Annotated in this window: 21 protein-coding genes; 20 read left to right on the top strand and 1 reads right to left on the bottom strand. The window is 38.9% G+C overall.

What is annotated here, in order from left to right:
- The 14 genes from ACYQ73_RS13195 to ACYQ73_RS13130 all read left to right on the top strand — a co-directional run.
- Nucleotides 1–224, top strand: a 224-nt coding sequence (locus ACYQ73_RS13195; RefSeq protein ID WP_460012905.1) for a hypothetical protein, incomplete at its 5' end; no start/stop codon positions are given.
- Between the two features lie 90 nt (nucleotides 225–314).
- Complete coding sequence (locus tag ACYQ73_RS13190) at nucleotides 315–869, top strand: NADPH-dependent FMN reductase (RefSeq protein WP_460012904.1); 555 nt, start codon at nucleotides 315–317, stop codon at nucleotides 867–869.
- A 119-nt stretch (nucleotides 870–988) separates the two neighbouring features.
- Nucleotides 989–4,771, top strand: a complete 3,783-nt coding sequence (locus ACYQ73_RS13185; RefSeq protein ID WP_460012903.1) for a DEAD/DEAH box helicase — start codon at nucleotides 989–991, stop codon at nucleotides 4,769–4,771.
- A 1-nt stretch (nucleotide 4,772) separates the two neighbouring features.
- Nucleotides 4,773–5,537, top strand: a complete 765-nt coding sequence (locus ACYQ73_RS13180; RefSeq protein WP_460012902.1) for a hypothetical protein — start codon at nucleotides 4,773–4,775, stop codon at nucleotides 5,535–5,537.
- A gap of 168 nt (nucleotides 5,538–5,705) precedes the next feature.
- Nucleotides 5,706–6,779 (top strand): glycosyltransferase family 2 protein, encoded by a 1,074-nt coding sequence (locus ACYQ73_RS13175; protein ID WP_460012901.1) that lies wholly within the window; start codon nucleotides 5,706–5,708, stop codon nucleotides 6,777–6,779.
- Nucleotides 6,780–7,334: 555 nt separating this feature from the next.
- Nucleotides 7,335–8,495, top strand: coding sequence for an acyltransferase family protein (locus ACYQ73_RS13170; RefSeq protein WP_460012900.1), 1,161 nt, complete (start codon nucleotides 7,335–7,337; stop codon nucleotides 8,493–8,495).
- 433 nt (nucleotides 8,496–8,928) lie between these two features.
- Nucleotides 8,929–9,579 carry a hypothetical protein gene (locus ACYQ73_RS13165; protein ID WP_460012899.1) on the top strand — a complete coding sequence of 217 codons (651 nt, stop codon included), beginning with the start codon at nucleotides 8,929–8,931 and terminating at the stop codon, nucleotides 9,577–9,579.
- Between the two features lie 615 nt (nucleotides 9,580–10,194).
- Entirely contained in the window at nucleotides 10,195–12,387 is a 2,193-nt protein-coding gene (locus ACYQ73_RS13160; protein ID WP_460012898.1) for a DNA topoisomerase III, read from the top strand.
- A 521-nt stretch (nucleotides 12,388–12,908) separates the two neighbouring features.
- Complete coding sequence (locus ACYQ73_RS13155) at nucleotides 12,909–13,775, top strand: MurR/RpiR family transcriptional regulator (RefSeq protein ID WP_460012913.1); 867 nt, start codon at nucleotides 12,909–12,911, stop codon at nucleotides 13,773–13,775.
- A 5-nt stretch (nucleotides 13,776–13,780) separates the two neighbouring features.
- A complete protein-coding gene (locus ACYQ73_RS13150) occupies nucleotides 13,781–14,896 on the top strand; it encodes a M20 peptidase aminoacylase family protein (protein ID WP_460012897.1) in 1,116 nt (371 codons plus the stop codon).
- Between the two features lie 34 nt (nucleotides 14,897–14,930).
- Nucleotides 14,931–15,770, top strand: a complete 840-nt coding sequence (locus tag ACYQ73_RS13145) for a GNAT family N-acetyltransferase (RefSeq protein WP_460012896.1) — start codon at nucleotides 14,931–14,933, stop codon at nucleotides 15,768–15,770.
- Nucleotides 15,745–16,851, top strand: coding sequence for an o-succinylbenzoate synthase (menC, locus tag ACYQ73_RS13140; protein WP_460012895.1), 1,107 nt, complete (start codon nucleotides 15,745–15,747; stop codon nucleotides 16,849–16,851). Before ACYQ73_RS13145 ends, menC begins: the two co-directional genes overlap by 26 nt.
- 76 nt (nucleotides 16,852–16,927) lie before the next feature.
- Nucleotides 16,928–17,980, top strand: a complete 1,053-nt coding sequence (locus tag ACYQ73_RS13135; RefSeq protein WP_460012894.1) for a YkvI family membrane protein — start codon at nucleotides 16,928–16,930, stop codon at nucleotides 17,978–17,980.
- Nucleotides 17,981–18,565: 585 nt separating this feature from the next.
- Nucleotides 18,566–19,222: a TetR/AcrR family transcriptional regulator gene (locus ACYQ73_RS13130; RefSeq protein WP_370082530.1), complete on the top strand. Its 657-nt coding sequence runs from the start codon at nucleotides 18,566–18,568 to the stop codon at nucleotides 19,220–19,222.
- A 20-nt stretch (nucleotides 19,223–19,242) separates the two neighbouring features.
- Here the strand turns inward: ACYQ73_RS13130 and ACYQ73_RS13125 are convergent, their stop codons facing one another.
- Nucleotides 19,243–19,380: a hypothetical protein gene (locus ACYQ73_RS13125; RefSeq protein ID WP_460012893.1), complete on the bottom strand. Its 138-nt coding sequence runs from the start codon at nucleotides 19,378–19,380 to the stop codon at nucleotides 19,243–19,245.
- Nucleotides 19,381–19,500: 120 nt separating this feature from the next.
- Between ACYQ73_RS13125 and ACYQ73_RS13120 the strand changes: the two genes are divergently transcribed.
- The 6 genes from ACYQ73_RS13120 to ACYQ73_RS13095 all read left to right on the top strand — a co-directional run bounded on the left by ACYQ73_RS13120 (nucleotide 19,501) and on the right by ACYQ73_RS13095 (nucleotide 25,675).
- Complete coding sequence (locus ACYQ73_RS13120) at nucleotides 19,501–20,643, top strand: acyl-CoA dehydrogenase (RefSeq protein ID WP_370082471.1); 1,143 nt, start codon at nucleotides 19,501–19,503, stop codon at nucleotides 20,641–20,643.
- A 30-nt stretch (nucleotides 20,644–20,673) separates the two neighbouring features.
- Complete coding sequence (locus ACYQ73_RS13115) at nucleotides 20,674–22,308, top strand: AMP-binding protein (protein WP_460012892.1); 1,635 nt, start codon at nucleotides 20,674–20,676, stop codon at nucleotides 22,306–22,308.
- Nucleotides 22,309–22,324: 16 nt separating this feature from the next.
- The gene (locus ACYQ73_RS13110; RefSeq protein WP_460012891.1) at nucleotides 22,325–23,683 is read left to right on the top strand and encodes an acetyl-CoA carboxylase biotin carboxylase subunit; all 1,359 of its coding nucleotides are present in this window, start codon (nucleotides 22,325–22,327) and stop codon (nucleotides 23,681–23,683) included.
- Nucleotides 23,684–23,753: 70 nt separating this feature from the next.
- Entirely contained in the window at nucleotides 23,754–23,966 is a 213-nt protein-coding gene (locus ACYQ73_RS13105) for an acetyl-CoA carboxylase biotin carboxyl carrier protein subunit (RefSeq protein WP_031418413.1), read from the top strand.
- A gap of 12 nt (nucleotides 23,967–23,978) precedes the next feature.
- Nucleotides 23,979–24,896: a hydroxymethylglutaryl-CoA lyase gene (locus ACYQ73_RS13100; protein ID WP_460012890.1), complete on the top strand. Its 918-nt coding sequence runs from the start codon at nucleotides 23,979–23,981 to the stop codon at nucleotides 24,894–24,896.
- Entirely contained in the window at nucleotides 24,893–25,675 is a 783-nt protein-coding gene (locus ACYQ73_RS13095; RefSeq protein WP_460012889.1) for an enoyl-CoA hydratase, read from the top strand. Before ACYQ73_RS13100 ends, ACYQ73_RS13095 begins: the two co-directional genes overlap by 4 nt.
- Nucleotides 25,676–25,814: the final 139 nt, after the last annotated feature.

The raw sequence follows: 25,814 nt of genomic DNA, 5'->3' as shown, positions 1-25,814 counted from the left end.
AATCAAAGGAAATACGGTACCGTAAGGATTTTGAGTTATTAGTTGCCTCAGTCAAAGGTTATAGTAAAAAAATGGATGTTTACTATCTCTACTTTAGTATCTTTTATTTTCTTCAAAAACGGAAGGATAAGAAAACAGAAAATTCAATTAAAATTCGTGCGACGTTAGTGATAACTTTTAGAAAGCATATTTCTTGTGTAGACTCCGTTCCGCCTAAAGACTGAAATTACGGTTTTAACCATTACAATTCTTTCCGTGCCTCTTTTCATTTGTTACAATATTATTGTAGAAATGAATGTGGAGGCAAAGTGAACATGAAAATTTTACTCGTTGATGGCACAATGTTTGGTCGTAAAACTGGTGCTATTTTAGAACAAGTGGAGCAATATATTAAAGAATTAGATGCAAGTTTCGACCTAGAAATTATGCATTTTAGTCAATATAAGCATCAAATTGTAGACGGTTCACCGTTAAATGATGACATGAAAGAAATGATTCAAAAGTTCGAGGAAGCGGATGCGTATGTTATCGCTACACCGATTTTCCAAGCATCAATTCCAGGCGTTTTAAAAAATGCATTTGACTTCTTGCATCCGAAAACAATGCGCTATAAGCCAGTTTCGATTGTGGCAAATGGTGGTACGTATCAGCACCATTTAGTAGTAGAAAATCAGTTGAAACCAATTTTAGATTACTTCCGTGCACTTGTAACGCCGAACTATGTATACACACATACATCTCATTTTGATGCAGATAATAATATTGTCGACGAAGATGTTCATAATCGTTTACGTGAATTGGCTCGTGTTTTTGTACAGTATTGTGAAATGAGCAAAACATTGCCGAAAGAACCGATTGATCAACATTAAAATAAAATTCATCCCCTGTGCAGTGGAAAGAAATCACTGTGCAGGGGATTTTTCTTTTCAAGTATCCTTTTACGATGTGATAAAATAGAATTTTAGTGAAACGGAAGGGAGGGCTGCTCATGCAGGACATCGCTATACTAGAAAAACAACGCTGTAGTCTAATATTGACTAATAAGGCGAAGGAAGCGGTAGAGGAATGCTCAGCAAATGAGCAGGCCTTTTTTGCCTTACAAAAAACATTCACCGTCTATATCGAAAAGCGCAAAGCAAAAACAGTTGGTGAAACATTTTTATCGATTTATTTTAATGCGGAGCAAAATGAAAAGCTAACCGACGTCATTGCTGAGAAAACAGCCATTATGGATTGTGTGCTAAAGGTTGAAGGATTGCTAGCTACTAATATTCGTTTTGTACATATGCGAGGCCCAATCAATACAAACCGACGCTTACCAGTAGCATTACAATTTGTTACAAGACCTAATAATGGCGCAGGGATTCCGCTTGATCTTCATACAAAAATAAGAGGGCTACCGATAGCCGAGGAACGCACAGAATATGTGAAAAAGCGTATCTCAAGCTGGGAAGGCTATTTAAAAATTCAAGAACGCGATGCGACCATTGATGATATTCATACAGAGTTTAAGCAAAGCTATTTTAACGAAGATTTTACTAGGCTGACAATTGTCTGTCCGTATATAAAATCGAAGGAATGGAAGAAGCTTGAAGGGTTAAGTGTGAGCATTCAAGGGGTACGCGGTGAAATTGGACAAGTATTAAAGGCTCATGCAGGGAAGCAGACAATAGAAATTGACTTAAAGCCTTTTGTGCAGGATTTAGCACGTAAAGATCAACTTAACCTTCGTTCAAGGCAAGCGAGCTTTAGTAATTTTGCGACATTGAGTCAAATTAGACGATTACGCAATGGTTTTACAAAGCTAGAAAAAGGCGAGGCAGTTAACCCTAATCTAGAGACAATACTATTTGAAAAACGCCCAACTGTCCGAGCATCAAAGCTTCGGGAGGATATTGTTTTTCACAATAATTTAAACGAATATCAAAGACGGGCTGTTTTAGGAGCATTGTCTGTTGAAGATTTGTATGTCATTCAAGGACCTCCTGGTACAGGGAAGACAACTGTTATTTCTGAAATTTGTCAGCAAAATGTTAAGGCGGGCTTAAAAACACTCGTAGCTTCTCAATCAAATCTAGCTGTGGATAATGCATTAGGGCGACTTCTTTCCAATCAAGAAATTCGAATTTTACGTTATGGTAGAACGGAAAGTATTGAAGAAGAGGGTAAAAAATTTATTGAAGAAAATGTTGCGCTTCATTGGCGTGAGCAAACTCTCGTAGCGATTGAAGAGGAAATAACAGCCTTTACAGAACGTGAACAAGAACTAAAATCAAGTATTACCAAGGCTGAAGAAGAGCTAGAAAAACTTGAGGCGTGGCTTGAGGAGTTAACAAAGGAAATAGCTGCAAAAGAGCAGGCCGCAATTGACGAGCCCATTTTACAGCAGGAAATACAAGCCTTAAAGAAAGAATTAAAGGCTGCAAAAGCTGAACAGCAGGAGAATGAGGCACATAAAGAGCATTACGAAAAGCAGCTGGCGCAAATCGAGCCTGCTGTAAAGTCGCTTGAGCAAACCATTGCTGAAAGCCCATCTATAGAGCAGCTGAAGCTTACTATAGAAGAAACTACTCAAAAAATGGAGCGATTGGAAGCAGCTGCTCAATATAAGGAGCTGCAAGAGCAAAAGCAGCATTTAGCACTGCAGTTCAAAGATATCCAATCGAAATATGAAGAGGAAAATAATCGTCTTCGATTAATGAAGGAAGCCGAACAATATATTAGTAATTTAACGTCCTATGAGCGAATTGATCGATTTTTACAGCACTATCATATTCGCCCATCCTATGTGCTGTCACAGCAAATTAATCGCTTGCAGCATTTAGAGGATGCCAAAGATTTAGAGGCATGGGCAACTATCAATTCACGTTTGCAAAAAGCGATCGCAAAGCTTGAATCGTTAGTATCTGGTGAAGAAAAGGAACGTGCCCTTGCTAAAAGTAGAGTGCAGCAAGTTCAATCGTTTTCGTTGCAAAATTTAACAGGTGTTTTTGCGCAGCTCAATACAGCCTTTCAAGATGATCAAACACCTCCTGCCGAGCAAATTGAGAGTTTCTTGCTCGGATTATATATGCGTCGTGATTTTGTCTGGCAAAAAGGTGTAGCTCTTAAACAACAACAAGATCATAAAGATCGGGAGTTTGAGTCCTTGCGTAAAGGTATTGGTGGCTTAGTACATCAAGAATGCGCGATAACTAGCTTTGACGTTCAAAGCTTACAGCGACAATTGCAGCCATTTTTACAGCATACAGAACGACTTCAGCAGCTAGCGGAGGCATTCCAAATTGATGCGGAGCCAGAAGAGTCTGTAGAGCATTTAAAAATGCTTGTGTCACAATCGAAATCTTCTCTTCAAACAGTACGTCAACAGCTTGAGGCAGTGGAGCAGGCTAATACACAGCTCCTACCGAAGAAAGCGGCACTTCAAACAGCGCAGACAAGCTTGCAAGAGATTGAACAACAGCTCACACAATTAGAAGAAAATATTAAAGAAATTAATATAGCTGGATTGAAGAAGGAGAAGCAGCTCACAGCATGCACAAAGCTTCTACAATCAACACCAGAGCGCACTTCCGAGGAAGTAGTGGAAGCAATTGCATCCTCGAAAACAGCAATAGTGGAATTACAGCGCAAGGAACAGCAACTACCTCTTCGAAAGAAATTACAAGAGCAATGGCGAGACAAGCTGCAAAATGCTACTGAATATGATTTAGATGAAATTCGTAAATTATATGTTCGTCATGCGAATGTTATTGGTACAACATGCGTTGCTTCGGCAAGTAAGGAGTTTATGGAGAACTACCCGACATTTGATGTTGTTATTATTGATGAAGTTTCCAAGGCAACACCACCTGAGCTATTGTTGCCAATGCTTAAAGGTAAGAAAGTTATTTTAGTAGGCGATCATCATCAGCTACCTCCACTACTTGGAGACGATACGTTGGAGGAAATGTTAAAGGCGATGCTCGATGAAAATCCAAACTTTGACGGCGCACAGGAGTTGAAAAATTTACTGCGTGAATCACTGTTTGAACGCTTATTTAATAATTTACCGCAAACACATAAGCAAATGCTGGCATTGCAGTATCGAATGCATGAAAAAATTATGCACAGTATTACACCGTTTTACGCGAAAGAGGAAAATGGTTTGCAATGTGGTTTACCAGATTCGGATGCAGCACGAGATCATTGCCTAGAAGGACAATTTGTGAACCGTGATGATCATTTACTATGGGTCGATATTCCAACTGAAAAACCTTATCTAGAGGAGCAGGTAAAGGGCGGAACGAGTCGTTACAATGAGGGTGAATTACAAACAATTCGTCGTATTTTAATTGATATGAACAAGGCTGTTATTGAAGCTAAAGCAGCTGGACGCATACCTCAGGATGCACAAAAAAGTGTTGGAGTAATTAGCTTCTACGGAGAGCAAGTAAAGAAAATTAATCGCCTTCTACAACAGGAATTACAGCTACCACATCTTCAATTTAGAACCGGGACAGTCGATAAGTTCCAAGGGATGGAGATGGACGTCATATTAGTTAGTATGGTACGTAATACGCCTAAAGGGGGAGACGTTGGCTTTGCAAGAGATTATCGCCGTTTAAACGTTGCCTTATCTCGTGCACGAGAACTATTATTACTTGTCGGAAGTGCTGAGATGTTTGCCAAACGTGCGAAGCATCCAGATACACGAGAGATGTACAGCAATCTGTTAGAGACCGTGAAATCCTATAACGGCTTGCGTAATCAAGAAGGACAGGTGATGTAGATTGTCAAAATTACAGCAGCGCTTAATGCGTGAAATTCAGCAAAATCGACATATTAAAATCGTCAAAACCGATGAATGGTGCATCCCGATTCGAACAGTAGAAGTGACCTATGAACCAGTTCGTCGTTCTACTATGGATGTCTTGATGACTATGCTGTTAATGAGCATACAGGAAGCGGATTTTGCTAACGCACAAGAATTAAGTGAGCTATTACTAGTCGATCCGTTATTTATTGAGGATTTAGTATCGTTAATGTCTCGAGTAAATCTTATTGAGCAAACGGAAAGCTTCTATAGATTAACCTCTAAAGGACAGCAGCAACTGGAACGTGGCATCTTCGAAGAGGAGCTAGAAGTAGAAATGGCTAACCTTTACTATAGCCCATGCCATCTTGCATTTCTTGCTGTCGACGAGGACAATATAGAAGAATTCGATGATTTACCAGAGCTATATCGCTATGTGGATGAAGAGGCTGAGAAGCAGGAGCAATTCGAAGAAGCGATGTTAATAGAAGCGCTACAGCAAGAGGATGAAGAAAAAGCTGGAGCTGGAGCCGAAGCCTCTCAAAAAATAATTTCAAAAATTGTTGAAACAGACGCTAAACAAATCAATGATATCCCATGCCTTGAATTTGTCCTTCACGATCAAGAACAAGATATTTTGTTCGTTCGTATATGGAATGCATTGTTAAATCAATGGGATTCGCACCTAGAACAACAGCTCACAGAAAAAGAACAACTAGAGTGGCGTAAAAAATATTTATAAGACAAAAAACGAACGTGTGCAGCGTTCGTTTTTTTGTGCTTTTCGAGGTGTATGTCGATAAAACGGGAAAGTTGGGTGATAAATTAAAAAAGTTAGGAGATAAAATGGTAAATAGCCTCGTTAAATTTTTTAGCTTGCATATATTATTACAAAAAGAGGAGGGGACCGATGTTTACGATTAGTTTATGTATGATTGTCAAAAATGAAGAATGTACTATTGAAAGATGCCTAGACTCCGTTCAACATTTAGTGGATGAAATCAATATTATTGATACGGGCTCAACTGATCGTACAAAAAATATCGTCCGAAACTACACCTCTCGAATCTTCGACTTTACCTGGTGCGATGACTTTGCCAAAGCGCGTAACTATTCCTTTCAGCAAGCTACGAAAGATTTTATTTTATGGCTCGATGCAGATGACGTGATCACAACAGAACATCAGCAAAAGTTTCTGCAACTTAAACAATCGCTTTTTTATTCTAATGTCGATGCTGTTTCCATGGATTATTATATAACGCTGGATGCTGAAGGCTGTGTAGAATCAAGTGAAAAGAGATTTCGTCTCGTAAAACGTGCACGTAATTTTCAGTGGCAGGGTGCCGTCCATGAGTATTTAGATGTAACAGGCCAGCTCTATCATAGCGATATAGCAGTTACACATTTGCCAAGAAAAAGTGATATTCATCGCAATATTAATATTTATGAGCGTTTAATGAAAGAAGGGCACCCATTTTCAGCTAGAGAAACTTTTCATTACGCAAATGAACTCAAAATTCATCAGCGATTTTTAGAAGCTATCAATCACTATAATATTTTCCTAGATTCCACAAAAGGCTCTGCTGATGATCAAATTCAAGCTTGCTTAAATTTAGCGGATTGCTACCAACAGCTACATGATTCAAAACAAGCAACACAAGCTATTTTACAATCATTATTATATGATCGACCAAGACCAGAAACATGCTGTCGAATCGGTCATTTTTTTATGGAGCAATCGAAAAATAAAGAGGCTATTTACTGGTATTCACAAGCATTACAGCAACCTATAGAACAGACAATGGCTATTCACAAGCACGCTTATTCCACATGGCTTCCACATTTACAGCTAAGCTTGTTATACAATCGCTTGCGTCTCTATGAAAATGCATTTCAGCATAATGAAACAGCGCGTAAATTTAAGCCAAAAGATCAGCGCATACTAGACAACCGAAAGTTCTTGTTAAGTCAGTTAAAGAAATAAGGCCGTCATGGAAAGGGAACATCAATAAAATTTATATATATCCCGTAACCAATTAACATCGATATAAAAACAATAATTGTCATACAAATCACATTCCGAGGTCTGAAAGTGCGAGCATCCATTCATTCATCCCCTTTCGATTTTGTGAACATTCTGTTAACTTAATATATGTTTTGAGAGTTTGAGTATGCAGTTCATCTTCGATATTTTTATTTGAAGCATAGAAAAAGAGCAAATTCATGTTAATTGTGAATTTGCTCTTAAAATTAGGCTATTTTCTAAATTGTTGCTATTCAACTCCCATGAAAGAACGTGATCGTCTTTCATTTTCTGTGGTGAAGTGCTAATTTTTGCGCTTCATGGATGGCTAACGGGGCAGGTTAGTAGAAGTGGGAATTAACTTATTATCTATATCACAGAATGACGATAATGCAAAAAAATGATTGATCAAGAATAAGAGATTATTAACCTATAATGTAATCCTTTACCATTAAAGGTGAAATATACGTTACTATTATTTAAAGTATAACTTTTAATGGGAAAGGAGTTTTAAAGGTGAAAAAAGAGAGTGATCATTTATATTTCATCGATAATATAAAAATAGCTTTAATTATGCTTGTAGTAGCTCACCATGCTGGACAAGCCTATGGACCAGGTGGTTGGTGGTATTTTTTGGATGGTGAATCCATCAACTGGTTGGGTAGGTTTTTCTCTGTAAATGCAGCATTTTTTATGAGTATGTTTTTCTTTTTATCAGCCTATTTTCTCCCTCAATCAATCGCGAGAAAAGGGCCGAAACGGTTTTTAAAAGAACGGCTTATTAGAATTGGTATTCCATTACTACTGGGATTTCTCGTGATGATTCCTATTCTGATGTATTTATATTACATGAATTTTAGAGATTATGAACCCATCTCATTTTTTTCTTACTATGTTAATATATTTTTTGGACTTGGTAGTGAACCCGCGAATTGGTCTGGACCATCATGGCCTGATATGCAATTTGGCCATTTATGGTTTTTAGAGCATTTACTTGTGTATGCGGTTGTGTTTTCAGTCTGGACCTTCTTTACATCCAAGAAATCCACAAAAAAATTTGATGGAAACATTAAGGTTTATCAGATTCTCTCCCTGTGGTTGATCGTTAGTTTAGTGACTTTCATTACAAGGATCTGGTTTCCTATTGATCATTGGACAGCTTTCGTAGGATTTATTCAAACAGAATTTGCACATGTACCACAGTATGTGAGTTTCTTTTGTTTAGGCATTATGGCCAATCATCGTAAATGGTTTTTAACTTTGAGCGCGAGAGTAGGATACATCTGGCTTTTTATTGGAGTATTAATAGTAACTATTTTGTATTTTGGAGGGAATACGGTAGATCCTTTTCTTTTAAAGGGTGGACAAAACCTTGGTTCGTTGACTCGATCATTCATTGAGACGTTATTGTGTATTTCGCTTGTAATCGGTCTTCTAATTTTATTTAGAGAAAAAATTAACGGCACTAATCGTTGGTCAAAGATGTTATCAAACAATGTATTTGTTGTTTATTTCATCCATGTGCCAGTAGTTGTCTTCCTTCAATATACATTGAATGACCTACCAATACCGGTCATGGCTAAATTTCTTATAACGGCATTTTTAGGAATCATTCTAAGTTTTTTGCTAAGTCATTTTGTATGGCGAAAGATTCCATACCTCAAAAAAATGATGTAAAGGAAATAATTTTTAGATAAATGGAAAAGCCAGCATTACTTTTGTCTTAATAGTAGGATAATGATGTGTCATATAAATAATGGTTCTTGTTCAATTCCCATGAAAGAACTTAATCATCTTTCATTTTCTGTGGTGAAGAGCTAATTTTTGCGCTACATGGGTGGCTAACGGGTGCTTTACTTGAAGATCATTGAGCTGCTTAAACAGCTCCTTTTTCTTATTGTGCTAACGTTGCATTTTAGTTGAACAAGGGGTTAAGTTGAATAGTTAATGCACATAAGCTTAATGATTCACTTTCTCATTTTGATACTAATAATATTTATAATTTCTTAAGAGCTATAATAAGAGATTCTTAAGATTCATCTACTATACTTCAGTTATAGCAAGGAAGTAAAACAAATTTAAAACTTGCGATTACAGGAGGAAAAATATTATGAAATCAACGAAAATATTGGGATTAGCATTAGTTGGGATATTGAGTACTGGAGGTGTTACAGCTATTGCACATGCATCAAATAATATAGTGCCAAATATGGCTGAACAGGCTGTTGAACAAGACAGTTACAAAGAAAATAAACTTAAAGAAGTAGCACTTAATGCTTTTCAAAAGAATTTTAATGAAACAATAGATACTAAAAACTTTTATGAAAGAAACAATCAGTTTTTTGAGATAGACGGACACAAATTTTATTCGACAGGATGGTCTAATAAAAATAGTGAATTTATAAATGGAAATACAGCCATTTACTATAATGCTGTAATAGACGTTGAAACTAATAAGATAATAAGTCTACAGTATCATCCAGGAGAACCTAAAAATCAAAATTATAAAGATTTTTCTTATGATGAAGCTAAAGATTTAGCAACTAACTTTGTTAAAGAGAATAACATATTAGATGGTAAAAGCTATGAATTTTCAGAAGCACAAAGTAAAGAAGTAAATACAGGTAAAGATGCAAAAGAGGATTGGTACTATCATTTTTATTTTGAATATGATGGAGGAAAAACATGTTTAGTTAATGTAAATAAAGACCTTAAGAAAGTAACTGAATTTGAGTTAGATGAAGGTCAAGGTCAGGGATAATGATGTACTACGTAAACCCTCGATATACATGATAAAATTCTTAAGTTATGACGAGATATTCTTATAAGATACACAAAGGGGCTGGGACAAATGTGTTTCAGCCAACAAAAATACCGAACTATCCAATGAAACTCTCATGAAGTGTTTCGGAATAGTTCGGTTTTTCTATTTATCGTGTTTTGTTAATTTATAGATTATTCGGCTTTATGAAGGAACCATTTAGTTATGTCCCAGCCTCTTTTCATCTAACCTCTTATTGAACTCCGAAAGAACGTGATCATCTTTCATTTTCTGTGGTGTAGCGCGGGTTTTGCGCTGCATGGATGGCTAACTGGTGCTTAGTTAAATATTCGATTCAAGAAATACCAAACCAAAAAACAGAGTTGATTCTACACATTTTGTAGATTTACTCTGTTTTTATGTTTTAACAGCAACAATCTTTTAGAAAACAGCCTTAAACCCAGCTCTGTGGGGAACCTGCTTATTTTGCCTTGCTTACCTAATCAGTTCTTCGGCAATGACTATTATGGAGACTAAGAAGGTAGCTCTAATCAATTTCTACCCCGAACTTATGGTATATTAGACAGTACATAGTTAGTAAAGGAGTACGAATATATGGTTAAAAGTGTAGTTATTGCTGAAAAACCTTCAGTTGCACGTGATATAGCAAATGTCTTGAAATGTAATAAAAAGGGGAATGGATTTTTAGAAGGTGACAAATATATAGTTACTTGGGCATTAGGGCACTTAGTGACATTGGCCGATCCAGAAGCCTACGATAATAAATATAAAACATGGAATTTAGAAGATCTTCCAATGTTGCCAGACCGAATGAAGCTAGTAGTGATGAAGCAAACAGGCAAGCAATATAATGCAGTCAAATCACAATTAACACGTAATGATGTCAACGAAATCATTGTGGCTACGGATGCTGGGCGTGAAGGGGAATTAGTTGCTCGATGGATTATTGACAAAGCAAATGTGAAAAAGCCAATTAAACGTTTATGGATTTCATCTGTTACAGATAAAGCGATTAAAGAAGGATTTGCTAATTTAAAACCGGGGAAAAACTACGATAATTTATATGCTGCCGCGGTTGCGCGTTCTGAGGCTGACTGGTATATCGGGTTAAACGCGACACGAGCATTAACGACAAGATTTAATGCACAGCTGAATTGTGGCCGTGTTCAAACACCAACTGTTGCGATTATTGCTGCACGCGAAGATGAAATTAAAAACTTCAAACCACAAACGTACTACGGTATTGAAGCACAAACAGATTCATTAAAGCTTACATGGCAAGATGCAAATGGTAATTCACGTAGCTTCAATAAAGAAAAAGTCGACGTTATTGTTAAAGCATTAGGCAATCAAGATGCAAAGATTGCTTCAATTGACCGCAAGCCTAAAAAATCATTTGCCCCAGGTCTTTATGATTTAACAGAATTACAGCGAGATGCCAATAAATTATTTGGCTATTCGGCAAAAGAAACATTAAATATTATGCAAAAGCTATATGAATCTCATAAAGTGCTGACATATCCTCGTACAGATTCACGCTATTTATCATCTGATATTGTAGGTACATTACCTGAGCGTCTAAAAGCATGTGGCATCGGCGAATATCGTACATTAGCGAATAAAATTTTAACAAAGCCGATTAAAGCAAATAAATCATTTGTAGACGACAGTAAAGTATCCGATCACCATGCCATCATTCCAACTGAAGGCTATGTGAACTTTTCTGCATTCAATGATAAAGAGCGTAAAATATATGATTTAGTTGTCAAACGATTTTTAGCTGTATTATTCCCAGCACAAGAATATGAGCAATTAACAGTACAAGCTCAAATCGGTAATGAGAAGTTCATCGCTAAAGGGAAAACCGTAACAGTTGCAGGTTGGAAAGAAGTATATCAAAATCGTTTTGATGATGAAGAATCTACGGATGATGTCAAAGAGCAGCTGCTTCCTCGTTTAGAACAAGGACAAGTATTAAAAACAAAGCTAATCGCCCAAACATCTGGCCAAACAAAGCCACCAGCTCGTTTTACAGAGGCGACATTATTATCAGCTATGGAAAATCCTACGAAGTATATGGAAACGAACGATAAGAAGCTTGTAGATACGTTGAAATCAACAGGTGGGTTAGGGACAGTTGCAACACGAGCAGATATTATTGAGAAGCTCTTTAATTCATTCTTAATCGAAAAACGCGGCGGCAAAGAAATTTACATTACATCCAAAGGTCGTCAATTACTTGACTTAGTGCCTGAAGAATTACGTTCTCCTGCGACAACAGCCGAGTGGGAGCAAAAGCTTGAGCTCATTTCAAAAGGTAAGTTGAAAAAAGAAGTGTTCATCAATGAAATGAAAAAGCACACGCAAGAAATAGTCGCTGAAATTAAAGCAAGTGATAAAAAATATAAGCATGACAATATTTCAACAAAATCTTGCCCAGATTGCGGCAAGCCAATGCTTGAAGTCAACGGTAAAAAAGGTAAAATGCTTGTCTGCCAAGACCGTGATTGTGGACATCGTAAAAACGTATCACGCGTCACAAACGCACGATGCCCACAATGTAAGAAAAAGTTAGAACTACGTGGTGAAGGCGATGGCCAAATCTTCGTATGTAAATGTGGTTATCGTGAAAAGTTATCTGCATTCGAAGCCCGTCGTAAAAAAGAAGGCGGTGGCAAAGTAGATAAGCGTAGCGTACAGAAGTACATGAAACAGCAAGAAAAAGAAGCAGAACCTTTGAATAATGCTTTTGCAGATCTACTAAAAGGATTTAACTTAGATAAATAAACTTTTTTAATGCACAAATGTTGATTTGATAACATTTGTGCATTTTTTAGGTTGTACAAGAAAAATGAGTATCATTCTTTGGCATCGAGCGATTCAATTCATGAAATGAACGGCAAAGGTAGCTAATCTTCAAAAGTTGCGGATGACATTTTATTTATACGTATGTGAATAAGTTGATTGGAGTGGAGACTGCGCGACTCCTTGGGGATCAGCGAATAGAGGAACGAAGGCTAAAACCATCACGTCCTGTGATAACGCCTTCGTGACCAACCTCGTGTTGGCCCGAGACCCTGCAGCGAAGCGAAGCGGCTCATCGGACGCCCCTAGGAAAGCGCCAGTCGGAACGGAAATCAACCACACGTTATGATATTGCGCCATTAAATTGTAAAACTTCTATTTTCTATGTATAAACAGAAATTTCAGAAAATATATTGAATTGCGAAAATATTTGTGCTACTGTATGTAACATGAAAATGAAGTTTAAGCTTCAAAAATTAAAATAAAAAGGATGTACTTCTTTGGTGGATAATCAAACAATTCAACAAGTCATTCAACATAAATATCAGGAGCTTTCAAAGAGTCAGCAAAAGGTAGCGATCTTCATCCTCAAAAATTTGCAGACTGTTGGTGTTCATTCAGCTGCATATGTGGGGGAGAAGGCAGGGGTAAGTGAAACGACGGTTATCCGCTTTTGCTACGCTATCGGATTATCGGGTTATGCTGAGCTGCAGCGAGAGATTACGATGCAGTTATTCAATGAAGGCAATACGAGTAGCTTGCATAATTATTTGCAATCAAAGCAGGCACTTTTTGAGACCCCACGTTTTTATGAAAAGACGATGGAAAAGGATGCAGCGAGTATTTTAAATGTGGCGAAGAGCATTAACGAGGAAGATTTTAATCGTGCTTCCACGCTGCTGCATACGAAGAAAAAAATCTATATTGTTGGCAATGGGTCCTCCCATTTAGCGGCACAATGGTTGTGTTTTACGTTAAATATACTACGTCCTAACGCAGTGCTTTTGGATTTTGAAACTAGTGAAATCATTAGAGCTTTACAAGAAATTGATGAGGATAGTGTGGTCATTATTTTATCGTTCCATCGTTATTTTAAAGAACCGATTCAATTTGCAGCCGAAATTCAAGAGAAAAATTGCGAGATTATTGGTATTACAGATTCTAAAATTGCACCTATCACGCAATATGCGACGATTACCTTTGTGAATGAGCAACAAGAAATGTCTACGATTGATGCAATGCCAGCACTGATTTCATTTTTAAATACACTAATTGCAGGTATGACTGCACAAGATCACGACTATTATGAAAATCAACGCGTAAAATATGATGATTTCCAAAATAGCTTTTTAGCAAATCGATGGAGTTGAATACAATGAATCAAGTTTTACAAAACTTACAGCCGAGATTGGCTGATATTTTTACACATCTACATGAGCATCCGGAAATTAGCTGGCAGGAAAAGAAGACAACGCAATACATCGCCAATTTATTGAAGGAGGCACAGATGGAGCCTCAGTTGTTCGAGGATATGACGGGACTGTATGTAGATATTGGGGAAGGGATACCGAGAGTCGGATTTCGTACAGATATTGATGCACTATGGCAGGAAGTAGATGGCAAATTTCAAGCTAATCATTCTTGCGGCCATGACGGTCACATGACGATGGCTATTGGGACGGCACTAGTGTTAAAGGATATGGAGCATTTACTCCCCGGTGCAGTACGTATTCTTTTTCAGCCTGCTGAAGAAAAGGCACAGGGCGCTCACGCATTCGTTGAGAAGGGGCTTATCGATCATTTAGAATACTTATTTGGTGTTCACGTTCGTCCGCTAAAAGAATTACAGGATGGGACGTATGCTCCAGCATTGTACCACGGAGCTGCCAAGCTTTTTACTGGGACAATTCTTGGGGAAGAGGCACATGGCGCACGACCTGAACTCGGCATTAATGCAATTGAGGTAGGGGCTGCATTTGTCGAAGGTTTACAAAAAATCTGGACAGACCCCAATGTCTCTGCGTCCGTCAAAATGACACAATTTAATGCAGGAGGAATCTCGACGAATATTATTCCGGGGAAAGCAACATTTAGCATCGATGCACGAGCACAAACAAATGAAGTCATGCAAGTTCTCACGGAGGGTGTTGAACGTGTAAAAGCATCGGTAGAAGTGATGTATGGTGCGAAAATTTCCTTACATGTAGATGCGCATATTGTTGCAGCGTTAGTGAATGATGAGGCATTACAGCATATGAAAGCAGCGATTGTTGACGTAGTTGGTGAAAAAGCATGTGCTTCACCAGTCGTCACTCCTGGAGGAGAGGATTTTCATTTTTATACGTATGAACGTCCGAACCTTAAAGCAACAATGCTTGGCTTAGGTTGTGGTGTAACACCAGGATTACATCATCCGAAAATGACCTTTAATCGAGAGCGACTTATTACCGGAGTGAACATTATCACGAGAGCTATTTTAAGAGCTTTATAGAATATGGGATAAAGAATAGAAAGAAGTGATAGCGATGATTGGCATAAGGGAAATAAAGACAATCGAACAGCTGGAGCAAGTTCAGCAATTGGAATATAACGTTTGGGGCATGCCTTCAATTCCCATTCATCAAACTTTAACAGCTGTGAAAAATGGCGGTATCGTTGTTGGTGCCTATGATGGTGATCAATTAGTTGGCTTTAGCTATGGCTTTTCGGGGTTTCGAGAGGGCAAAAGCTATTTATGTTCTCATATGTTAGGAATAGACGAAAATTACCGCTCCCAAGGAATAGGTGAACAATTAAAATATGCCCAGCAAGCTATTGCTATTGAGCGAGGCTACGATTTAATGGTGTGGACGTTTGATCCACTGGAAACTCGAAATGGTTTTCTCAATCTGTCCAAATTAAATGGTATTTGTAATACGTATATAGAAAACTGCTACGGTGAAATGCAGGATGGCTTAAATAAGGGACTGCCTTCAGATCGTTTTGAGGTGTGCTGGCATATAACCTCTAATTACGTAAGTAAAAATGTTTCAATAGATGCGACAGATGCCATACCAGTGGCAAGCTGTGTATCAAATGAACAAGGATTTCTACGTTTGGATATAACTGAAAATTCGAAATATAACGAAGACTTATATACATTACCTGTACCAAAGGATTTTCAAGCATTGAAGCTACAAGATCCAGCATTAGCATTGGACTGGCGTTTCAAAACGAGATATTTATTACAACGACTATTTGCACAAGGCTATGCGGCAGTTCAATTGCAGCAGAAAGAACGTTACAACGAGTATGTTCTCGTAAAATTAGAAACTTTAGATCTGGAAGGGGCAAACCAATATGAAAATCACGGAAATTACCATTAGACATTTAAAAATGAAATTAAAAGAACCATTTACAACTAGCTTTGGTACATTCGATGATAAAGATTTTTTAGTTTTAGAGGCCAAGGATGGGGCAGGAACAATCGGTTGGGGAGAATCTGTAGCGTTCCATTCACCATGGTACAACGAGGAAACATTGCAAACGAACTGGCATATGCTAGAGGATTTTTTAATTCCTCTTATTTTAAATAAAGAGCTTCAGCATCCAGATGAGGTGAACGAGCTATTTAAACCAATTCGCAAAAATAATATGGCGAAATCAACGATTGAAGGTGCTATTTGGGATATTTATGCCCAACAGACGAATCAATCACTGGCAGCTGCGCTAGGTGGCAAAAAGGCCAACATTGAAGTAGGGATCAGTATCGGTATTCAACAATCAATCAAGGATTTAGTAGCGTTAGTAGATGGCTTTGTTAAAGAGGGCTATAAACGAATGAAAATCAAAATTAAGCCAGGTTGGGATGTGGCAGTAATGCGTACATTGCGTGAAACGTTCCCTGATGTGGCGTTTATGGCAGATGCGAACTCAGCTTATCGTCTCGAAGATGCTGAAACGCTCAAGCAACTAGATGCTTTTAATTTAACGATGATTGAACAGCCATTGGCGTCAGATGACATCATTGACCACGCAGCATTACAAAAATTAATCGATACGCCAATCTGTTTGGACGAAAGTATCCATTCATTAGAAGATGCACGTAAAGCCGTTCAGTTAGGCAGTACTAAAATTATTAACATTAAAATTGGACGTGTTGGTGGCTTAACAGAAGCGAAGAAAATACATGATTATTGTGAGGCAAACAACATTCCAGTCTGGTGTGGAGGCATGCTGGAGTCTGGTATTGGTCGTGCACATAATGTGGCATTAACTACATTATCGAATTTTATTTTACCTGGAGATACAGCAGGCTCAAGTCGTTATTGGGAAAAAGATATCATAGATCCGGAAGTTGTAGTGAAGGACGGTTATATTGAAGTTCCACAAAAAGCGGGGATCGGCTATGAAGTGAATAGGGAGACAATCGATTTATTCACAGTAGCACAGAAAACATATAAATAACGTGGCTTGAGTAGTACAAGAAGGATATTTCGTTAAGAAGCCTATGAATATAATTGATTAGATAAGCAGGTGTTCTATGAAAAAAAGTTGGCAGATAGGTGGCGCATTTGTAGGATTAATCGTTGGTGCTGGCTTTGCATCAGGACAAGAAATTATGCAATACTTTACGAGCTTTGGTCTATACGGCATAGCGGGGGGAATTGTCGCAACAATCGCATTTGCCTTTTTAGGGATGAGTTTAGCGCAATTAGGAGCGGATTCACAAACGACCTCTCATAAAGAGGTTATCTATCAAATTGGTGGACGTTATGTTGGGGTGATATTAGATATTGTCATTACATTCTTCTTATTTGGTGTAGCCGTTGTTATGTTTGCTGGATCGGGATCAACATTTGAGCAAATGTTTGGTGTAAATCCGATGATTGGCAGTATTTTTATGGTAATTATTACGATTTTAACATTGCTATTAAATGTAAAAAATATTATTAATATAATAGCTTTAGTGACGCCATATTTAATGGGAATCGTTTTTATTATATTAATTTATTCTATTTTCACGATGGACTTAACGATGGCAGAACAGAATGTGTTGGCGCAAGAGCAAACATCTGCGGCTTCAAATTGGATATTGGGCGCACTTCTCTATGTATCTTATAACATAGCTGCTGGTACTGCGATGTTAATTGTTATGGGGGGAACGGTAAAAGATCGCAAGATTGCTGGTTTAGGTGGCCTTCTTGGCGGCATAATGCTCGGTGTTTTAATCATACTTATTAATATTGCTTTGTTCGTTAAAATGGATGTAGTTGGTGGGACAGCAATGCCAACATTAGAGCTAGCAAAACAAATTCATCCAGTAGTAGGTATTTTAATGTCTATTGCTTTATTAGGCATGATGTACAATACAGCTGTAGGAATGCTTTATGCATTTACAGTACGTTTTATAGCGCCTGACCATCATTATTTTAAATTAGGTATTGTGGTGATAGGCTTAATAGGCTTTGTCGCGAGTTTAGTAGGGTTCACGACATTAGTTGGAAAGGTATATTCAGCGATGGGGTATTTAGGCTTTGCATTAATCATTGCAATCATTATTTCGTGGCTACGTAAAATACCAAAAGCTTCATAACTATGTTTTTGAGATTCTCTAGTGCTTTTATACAGCGCTAGGGAATTTTTTTCGATTTTAGTAATGAAAACAAGTTGGAAATCATACAGTAAATGTATGTTTGTGTTTCTTCATTCAGCAAGTGTTTTATGTAACGTAAGTAAAACGACAGTTACAAATCTCTCTTGTACCGAAAGCAAAGCGACAGCGGCCAATTACACCAAGGCGAAATTGATTTGTGGATAATTGAAAAATTCTGCTTTATGTAAAATAAATTCTCGTAATTTTAAATAAAATCTATATCGATGCTAGACACTAATTTTTGTAAATGCTATATTAATGGTGTCATAGTTTTTTTATAATTAAGAAAAATCAGGTTTATTCACAAGGAGAAGGGATGGCATTTTGCTAAAACATATGCCATGTGCGTAAGTTGATTGGAGTGGAGGCTGGGCAACTCCTCGGGGATCTGCGGCTCATCGAACGCCCCAGGAAAGCCCCCAGCCGGAACGGAAATCAACCACACATTATGGTGATGACCCAAAACTTTTTCTAATTATAAAGAGTGATGGAGTAAAGAGTTATTAAGAAGGATGATAGATGCCTATGGTAAAGAAAACGTTAAAACAACGCATTGTTGACGCTTCTGTCGTGCTATTTCAGCAAGATGGCTATCACAATGTCACTGTTGATCGCATTGTTGAATACATTGGTGCATCAAAGGGTGGATTTTATCATAATTTTAAATCGAAAGATGAATTGTTGTATGAAATTCATGATGTATTTATTTCATATGTTATTAAACAGTCACAGGAGGCATATGACAAATACGATACACCGATTACACGTTTATGTGCGATGCTGCAAACACTGACTCAAGTATTTGATGTGTATCAAGCACATATTACTGTTTTTTATGAGGAAAGCCGTTCATTGCCAGAGGAATATAGTGAAATTATTCATAAAAAACGAGATCAATATCGGGATATTTTACAAAAAGTCATAGAGGAAGGCCAGCAAACAAAGGATTTTCGTACAGAACTACCTTGTACTATTGTAACGATGGCTATTGTTGGGATGATTAACTGGACATACAAATGGTTTAAGCAATCAGGTCCACTAACAATGGAGGAAATTACAGAAGTCTTTACGGATATGGTATTGCGTGCGATTGTCACTGAACAAGCAATGGAAGAAGCAGTTCAATTTATGGTCAAGGAGAAGCCAGCAGCGAAGGAAGAGACTGGTTTTATTAATATTTAAAACAAACCGACTAGTCGGTATTAACTTCTTTCAACGGGTGTCCAAACACCTGTTGAAATAGAAGAACTCAGCCTAAGAACGCCACGTCCTGTGGCAACGACTGAGTGATCAACGGCGTGCTGTTGCTGTCGCTTCGTTAGCACTACGCTTTCGCGCAAAAAACATTTGTTGGCACAAAGTCGATTCCGGACGCAATTATGTCGAGGCATAATTGATGCATTGCAACTGACATCTGAACGAAATCCGCTATGGCACATTAAACATTAGGGGGACTGGGGATGAACTTTGAACTAACGAAAGAGCAAGCAATGATTCGAGACATGGTACGTGATTTTGCTGAAAATGAAATTAAACCGTATGCTCGTGAGGTTGACGAGACATCGACGATGAGAATAGAGAGCTTTGAAAAGATGGCAGAGCTAGGCTTATTAGGTATTCCATTTCCTGAAGAGTACGGCGGTTCAGGCGGAGATACTGTTTCCTACGCACTTGCTGTTGAAGAAATCGGTCGTGCGTGTGGTGGCACAGGATTAAGCTATGCAGCAGCAGTTAGCTTAGGTGCTTCGCCTATTTATAATTTCGGTACAGAGGAGCAAAAGCAGGAATGGCTTGTTCCGTTAGCGAAGGGAGAAACATTAGGTTCGTTTGGTCTAACAGAGCCCAATGCAGGTTCAGATGCTGGTGGGACACGTACAACAGCCGTAATTGATGGTGATGATTACATCATTAATGGTGAAAAATGCTGGATCACAAATGCTGGCCATGCACGTCAAATTATTGTGACTGCAGTGACAGGTAAACGTGAAGATGGTAAAAAAATCATCTCAGCTATCATTGTACCAACTAATACTCCTGGCGTAACGATCAACTGCAATTACGACAAAATGGGCGTACGTGGCTCCAATACATGTGAGATTATTTTGCAAAATGTTCGTGTACCAAGGGCTAATCTTTTAGGGGATGAAAAACGCGGATTTAGCCAATTTTTAAATACTTTAGACGGAGGGCGTATTTCCATCGCTGCATTATCTGTAGGAATTGCACAGGCAGCTTATGAGAAATCATTAAAATACGCAAAAGAACGTGAACAATTTGGTGCACCAATTTCAAAACTTCAGGCAATACAGTTTAAATTAGCCGATATGGCAATGGAGATAGAGCTTGCGCGTACGTTAGTACATAAGGCGGCATGGCTTAAAGATCAAAAGAAACCGTTCGGGAAGGAAGCGGCAATGGCAAAATTATTTGCTTCTGAAATGGGCTTCCGCACTTGTAATCAAGCCATTCAAATTCACGGCGGTTCAGGCTATATGAAAGAATACGATGTAGAGCGTCATCTGCGTGACATTAAGTTAATGGAAATCGGTGAAGGAACTTCTGAAATTCAACGTCTCGTTATTTCTCGTTTAATTGGCTGTTAATCATCTTAAGTAGCTAAAAGGAGGATTTTCATGGCAGAACTTGTGTATCAAACTATTGGTCAATTGCTAGATGAACAATCTGAAAAGTATCCACAACGCGAAGCATTAGTATATGCAGATAGGGATTTACGTATGACCTACGAGGAGCTCAATCGACAAAGTCGTTTAGTTGCTAGAGGGTTGATGGCTCTTGAAATAGAGAAGGGCGAGCATATTGCAGTATGGACGACTAATGTCCCGGAATGGGTACAGCTGCAATTTGGTACAGGTAAAATGGGTGCCCCAATCGTCACTGTCAACACTAATTATCGCTCAAGCGAGTTGGAATATTTATTGAAGCAATCCGATGCAAAAACGATTATTTTGATTGAAAATTATCGAGACCATTCTTTTATGAATACACTGCAAGAGTTGTGTCCAGAGCTTGAACATTGTGAACCGGGTAATTTGCAATCAGAGCGACTGCCTTTATTGAAAAATGTTATTTTAATTGGCGAGACAAAATACCCCGGAGTGCTAAACTGGTCTGATGTGTTATCTGCTGCAGAGCAAATAACAGAGGAGCAATTAGATCAAAGACAGCAAGAGCTTCATTATGACGATGTTATTAATGTTCAATATACTTCGGGAACAACAGGTTTTCCGAAAGGCGTTATGTTAACGCATTATAACTTGGTCAATAATGCGATTAATATTGCAGAATGTATGGGTTTAACTTTCGAAGATCGCTTATGCATCCCTGTCCCATTCTTCCATTGCTTTGGCTGTGTAATTGGCACATTAGCAATTACGACTAGTGGCGGGACGATGGTACCAGTGCAGGAATTTTCAGCTACTGAAGTGCTACAAACAGTTGAAAAAGAGAAGTGTACAGCGTTACATGGTGTACCAACGATGTTCATTAGCGAACTTAATTTACCGAATTTTTCGTCTTTCGATCTATCCACATTACGTACTGGAGTAATGGCAGGCTCTAATTGTCCTATTGAGGTGATGAAAGCCGTGATCGACAAAATGGGGATGAAGGATGTTACGATCTGTTACGGACAAACAGAAGCCTCACCTGTTATTACACAAACGAGAGCAGATGACCCGCTATTGTTAAAGGTAGAAACCGTTGGCCGTGCATTGCCGAATCTGGAAGTTAAAATCGTCGTTCCTGGTACAGACGAAGAAGCTGCGCCGCATGAGCAAGGGGAGCTATGTACGAGAGGCTATCACGTCATGAAAGGTTACTATAAAAACCAAGAAGAAACGCTTCTTGCAATTGATGGGGCTGGTTGGCTGCATACCGGGGATTTGGCAACGATGGATGAGGCGGGCTATGTACGTGTAACAGGGCGTTTAAAAGATATGATTATTCGCGGTGGTGAAAATATATCTCCTCGTGAAATTGAAGAATTCCTTTACACACACCCGAAAATTGCAGATGTACAGGTTGCAGGCGTTCCTGATCCTGTTTATGGAGAGGAAGCGGCAGCTTGGATCATTTTGCGTGAAGAAGAGCAGGCAACCGAGGAAGAAATTCGGGATTATTGTCGGGATAAAATCTCTAGACATAAAATACCACGACATATTTTCTTTATCGACGACTATCCAATGACAGCATCAGGAAAAGTTCAAAAGTATAGATTACGAGAGAGTTTTGTTCCAGCAGTGAAGTAAGAAGGGGGCCGGTGTTATGTTCAAAAAGGTATTAATTGCAAATCGTGGAGAAATAGCAAGGCGTGTTATTAGAACATGCAAACGACTAAATGTCCTAACAGTTGCGGTGTATTCCGAGGCAGACGCTGAAAGCTTACATGTTAAGGAAGCCGATGAGGCGTTCTGTATCGGAAAACCACCTGTTGCACAAAGTTATTTAAATATGGATCGAATTCTTGAAGTGGCAAAGGAAAGCGGTGCTGAAGCTGTTCATCCAGGCTATGGCTTATTATCAGAAAACGCTGAGTTTGCTAAACGTTGTACAGAGGCAGGCTTAGTTTTTATTGGGCCTAGCGCAGACGTTATTGCTTCGATGGGTAGTAAATTAGAAGCCCGGAAAACAATGAAGGTGGCAGGTGTACCAATTGTTGAAGGCGTTGAGACACCTGTGAAAGATGTAACAGAAGCTATTGAAATTGCTTCCCGTCTAGGCTATCCGATTATGTTAAAAGCCTCTGCTGGCGGTGGGGGTATCGGAATGCAGCTCGTAGAAAATGCAGAGGAATTGGCAAAAGCCTTTGAGGGAAATCAAAAGCGTGCACAGTCATTCTTTGGTGATGGCACGATGTATATGGAACGATTTATTGCTAATCCTCATCACGTCGAGGTACAAATTATTGCGGATCACGATGGCAATGTCGTACCACTATTTGAACGTGAGTGCTCGATTCAACGTAGAAATCAAAAGGTAGTTGAGGAAGCACCATCTCCTTTCATTTCTGAAGAAACAAGAAAAAGTATGCTAGATGCTTCGGTCAAGGCAGTTCAGCATATTGGCTATGTGAATGCTGGAACGATTGAGTATTTAGTAGATGCAGAGCAAAACTTTTATTTCTTAGAGATGAATACGCGCCTACAGGTGGAACATCCGGTGACTGAGGAAATTACAAAGCTGGATCTTGTAGAGGAGCAATTAAAGATTGCGGCAAAACAACCATTAGCATTTACGCGCGATAGTATAGAAAGAAAAGGGCATGCGATTGAAGTACGTATTTACGCCGAAAATCCTTCGACCTTTTTCCCTTCTCCTGGCACAATCACGGCTTTTGAATTACCAACAGGTGAAGGTATTCGCCATGAAAGCGGCGTAGAGGCTGGCACTACGGTAACACCTTTTTACGATCCAATGATTAGCAAATTAGTCGTGTGGGGAGAAACACGAGCAATTGCGTGTGAGCGACTTATTGAGGCACTAAAAGCGTATAAAGTAGAAGGAATTCAAACAAATATTCCGATGCTGTTGAAAACAGTCACACATGAACAATTTTTAAAGGGCTATACAACAACTAAATTTGTAGATGAATACTATCTACCGCAATTAGCAGAGACGAAATAAATAAAGGCATTCGCACTTACTTAGTGCGAATGCGTTAAGCGTACATTCATACATTTGGGGGGGATTTACAATGGCGACAGTTAAAGCGAGCATGGCAGGAACAGTATGGAAAATCGTTGTAGCAGAGGGTGAGAAAGTGACAGCAGGACAAGATGTGGCAATTTTAGAGTCGATGAAAATGGAGATTCCTATTGCAGCAGAAGAAGATGGCGTAGTCACAAAAATCATTGCGAACGAAGGGGATTTCATTAACGTTGATGACGATATTTTAGAAATCGAATAAGGAGGCTTCTTTATGCAGCTACCAAAGTATGTCACGTTAAAGGAAGTAGGTCCTCGTGACGGTTTGCAAAATGAGAAAACGCATCTTGCAACTGCCGATAAAGTACAGTTAGTGAATTTACTTAGTCAAACTGGATTGAATTATATCGAGGTAACTTCTTTTGTGCATCCGAAGTGGATTCCACAGCTGGCTGATGCAGTGGAGGTGCTTCAAGCCATTAAACGCCAAAAAGATATCACGTATGCGGCACTCGTACCGAACATGCGTGGCTTAGAACGTGCATTGCAGGCTGAAGTAGATGAAGTGAGCGTTTTTATGTCGGCAAGTGAAAGCCATAATCAAAGTAATATTAATAAATCTATTAATGACACATTTCCGATATTACAGGAAGTTGTGGTAGGGGCAAAGGCAGCTCATAAAAATATACGAGGCTATATCTCAACAGTAATTGGGTGCCCGTATGAAGGCTACATACAACCAGAAAAGGTTTTGCGAGTAACAGAAAAATTATTAGAAATGGGCGTCGATGAAATTTCGCTAGGTGACACGATTGGTGTTGGTGTACCGACACAGGTGGAAAATCTTTTAGAAGAATTGCTAAAAAGATATCCTGCGGAAAATTTTGCGATGCATTTCCATGATACACGTGGCACAGCACTAGCGAATATAGTTCAATCTTTAAAAATGGGAATTACAAAGTTTGATAGTGCGCTTGGTGGACTTGGTGGCTGTCCGTATGCCAAAGGAGCATCCGGTAATGTAGCCACGGAAGATTTACTTTATTTATTAGATGAAATGGGTATTAAAACGGGTGTAGAGCTGAATAAAGTGTTAGAGGCTGCGCTATTTATTGAACAGAAACTAGGGAAGGCCGTTGCCTCTAAACAAATGGCAATTGCCCGTAATGAAAGGAGTGCGAGTCAATTATGACGCAACTCGTTCGTTTTGAATTATTAGATGGTTGCATTGGGCTTATTACACTTTCAAGACCTGAAGCTGCAAATGCAATGTCTGTACAACTACTCCAAGAACTTAGCGCGACACTCGACAACATAAACGGTGATCCGGCAGTGCGAGTCGCCCTACTAACGGGAGCAGGGGAAAAAGCTTTTTGCGCAGGAGCAGATTTAAAAGAACGTAAAGGGATGCCAGACCGACAAGTAAAGCAGATTGTGCAATTAATCGGTGCAACAGTGGCAAAAGTAGAAGCACTCGCTCAACCAGTTATCGCCGTACTAAATGGTGTTGCTTTTGGTGGAGGACTCGAACTAGCGTTAGCCTGTGATTTACGCCTTGCAGCAACACATGCAAAGTTAGGTCTTACGGAGACATCTCTCGGCATCATCCCAGGGGCAGGAGGCACGCAACGACTTCCGCGACTAATTGGCATTGGAAAGGCGAAGGAATTAATTTATACAGCACGTCGATTAAATGCAGAGGAAGCAAGAAGCTACGGTATTGTGGAGTATATTCATGAAGGACATGAAGTACTTGAAAAGGCTCAGCAGCTTGCGCTTGAAATGGCAAAAAATGCCCCGCTTTCTTTAGTACAGGCGAAAATCGCCATGAATCAAGGTGTTGAAGTAGATTTAGCTACTGGCTTAAAAATCGAATCACTTGCATATAATGCTCTGATTCCTACAGAAGATCGATTAGAGGGCTTACTCGCTTTCCAAGAAAAGCGAACACCGCAATACTTAGGGAAGTAAAGACTCTACTGAAAGATTTTGAAAGGTTTTAAAGTAGGATTTTAAAAAAATAGGCACATCATCAAAAAGTGGAGGCTAGATGACTTCTTAGGGTGCCCTCAGGGAAGCACCAAGTGTAACGGAAATCAACTCCACGCTA

This window comes from Lysinibacillus sp. CTST325 (assembly GCF_054665055.1).
Note: the sequence above shows the minus strand (reverse complement) of the source record. Positions and strands in the feature narration are given on the sequence as shown.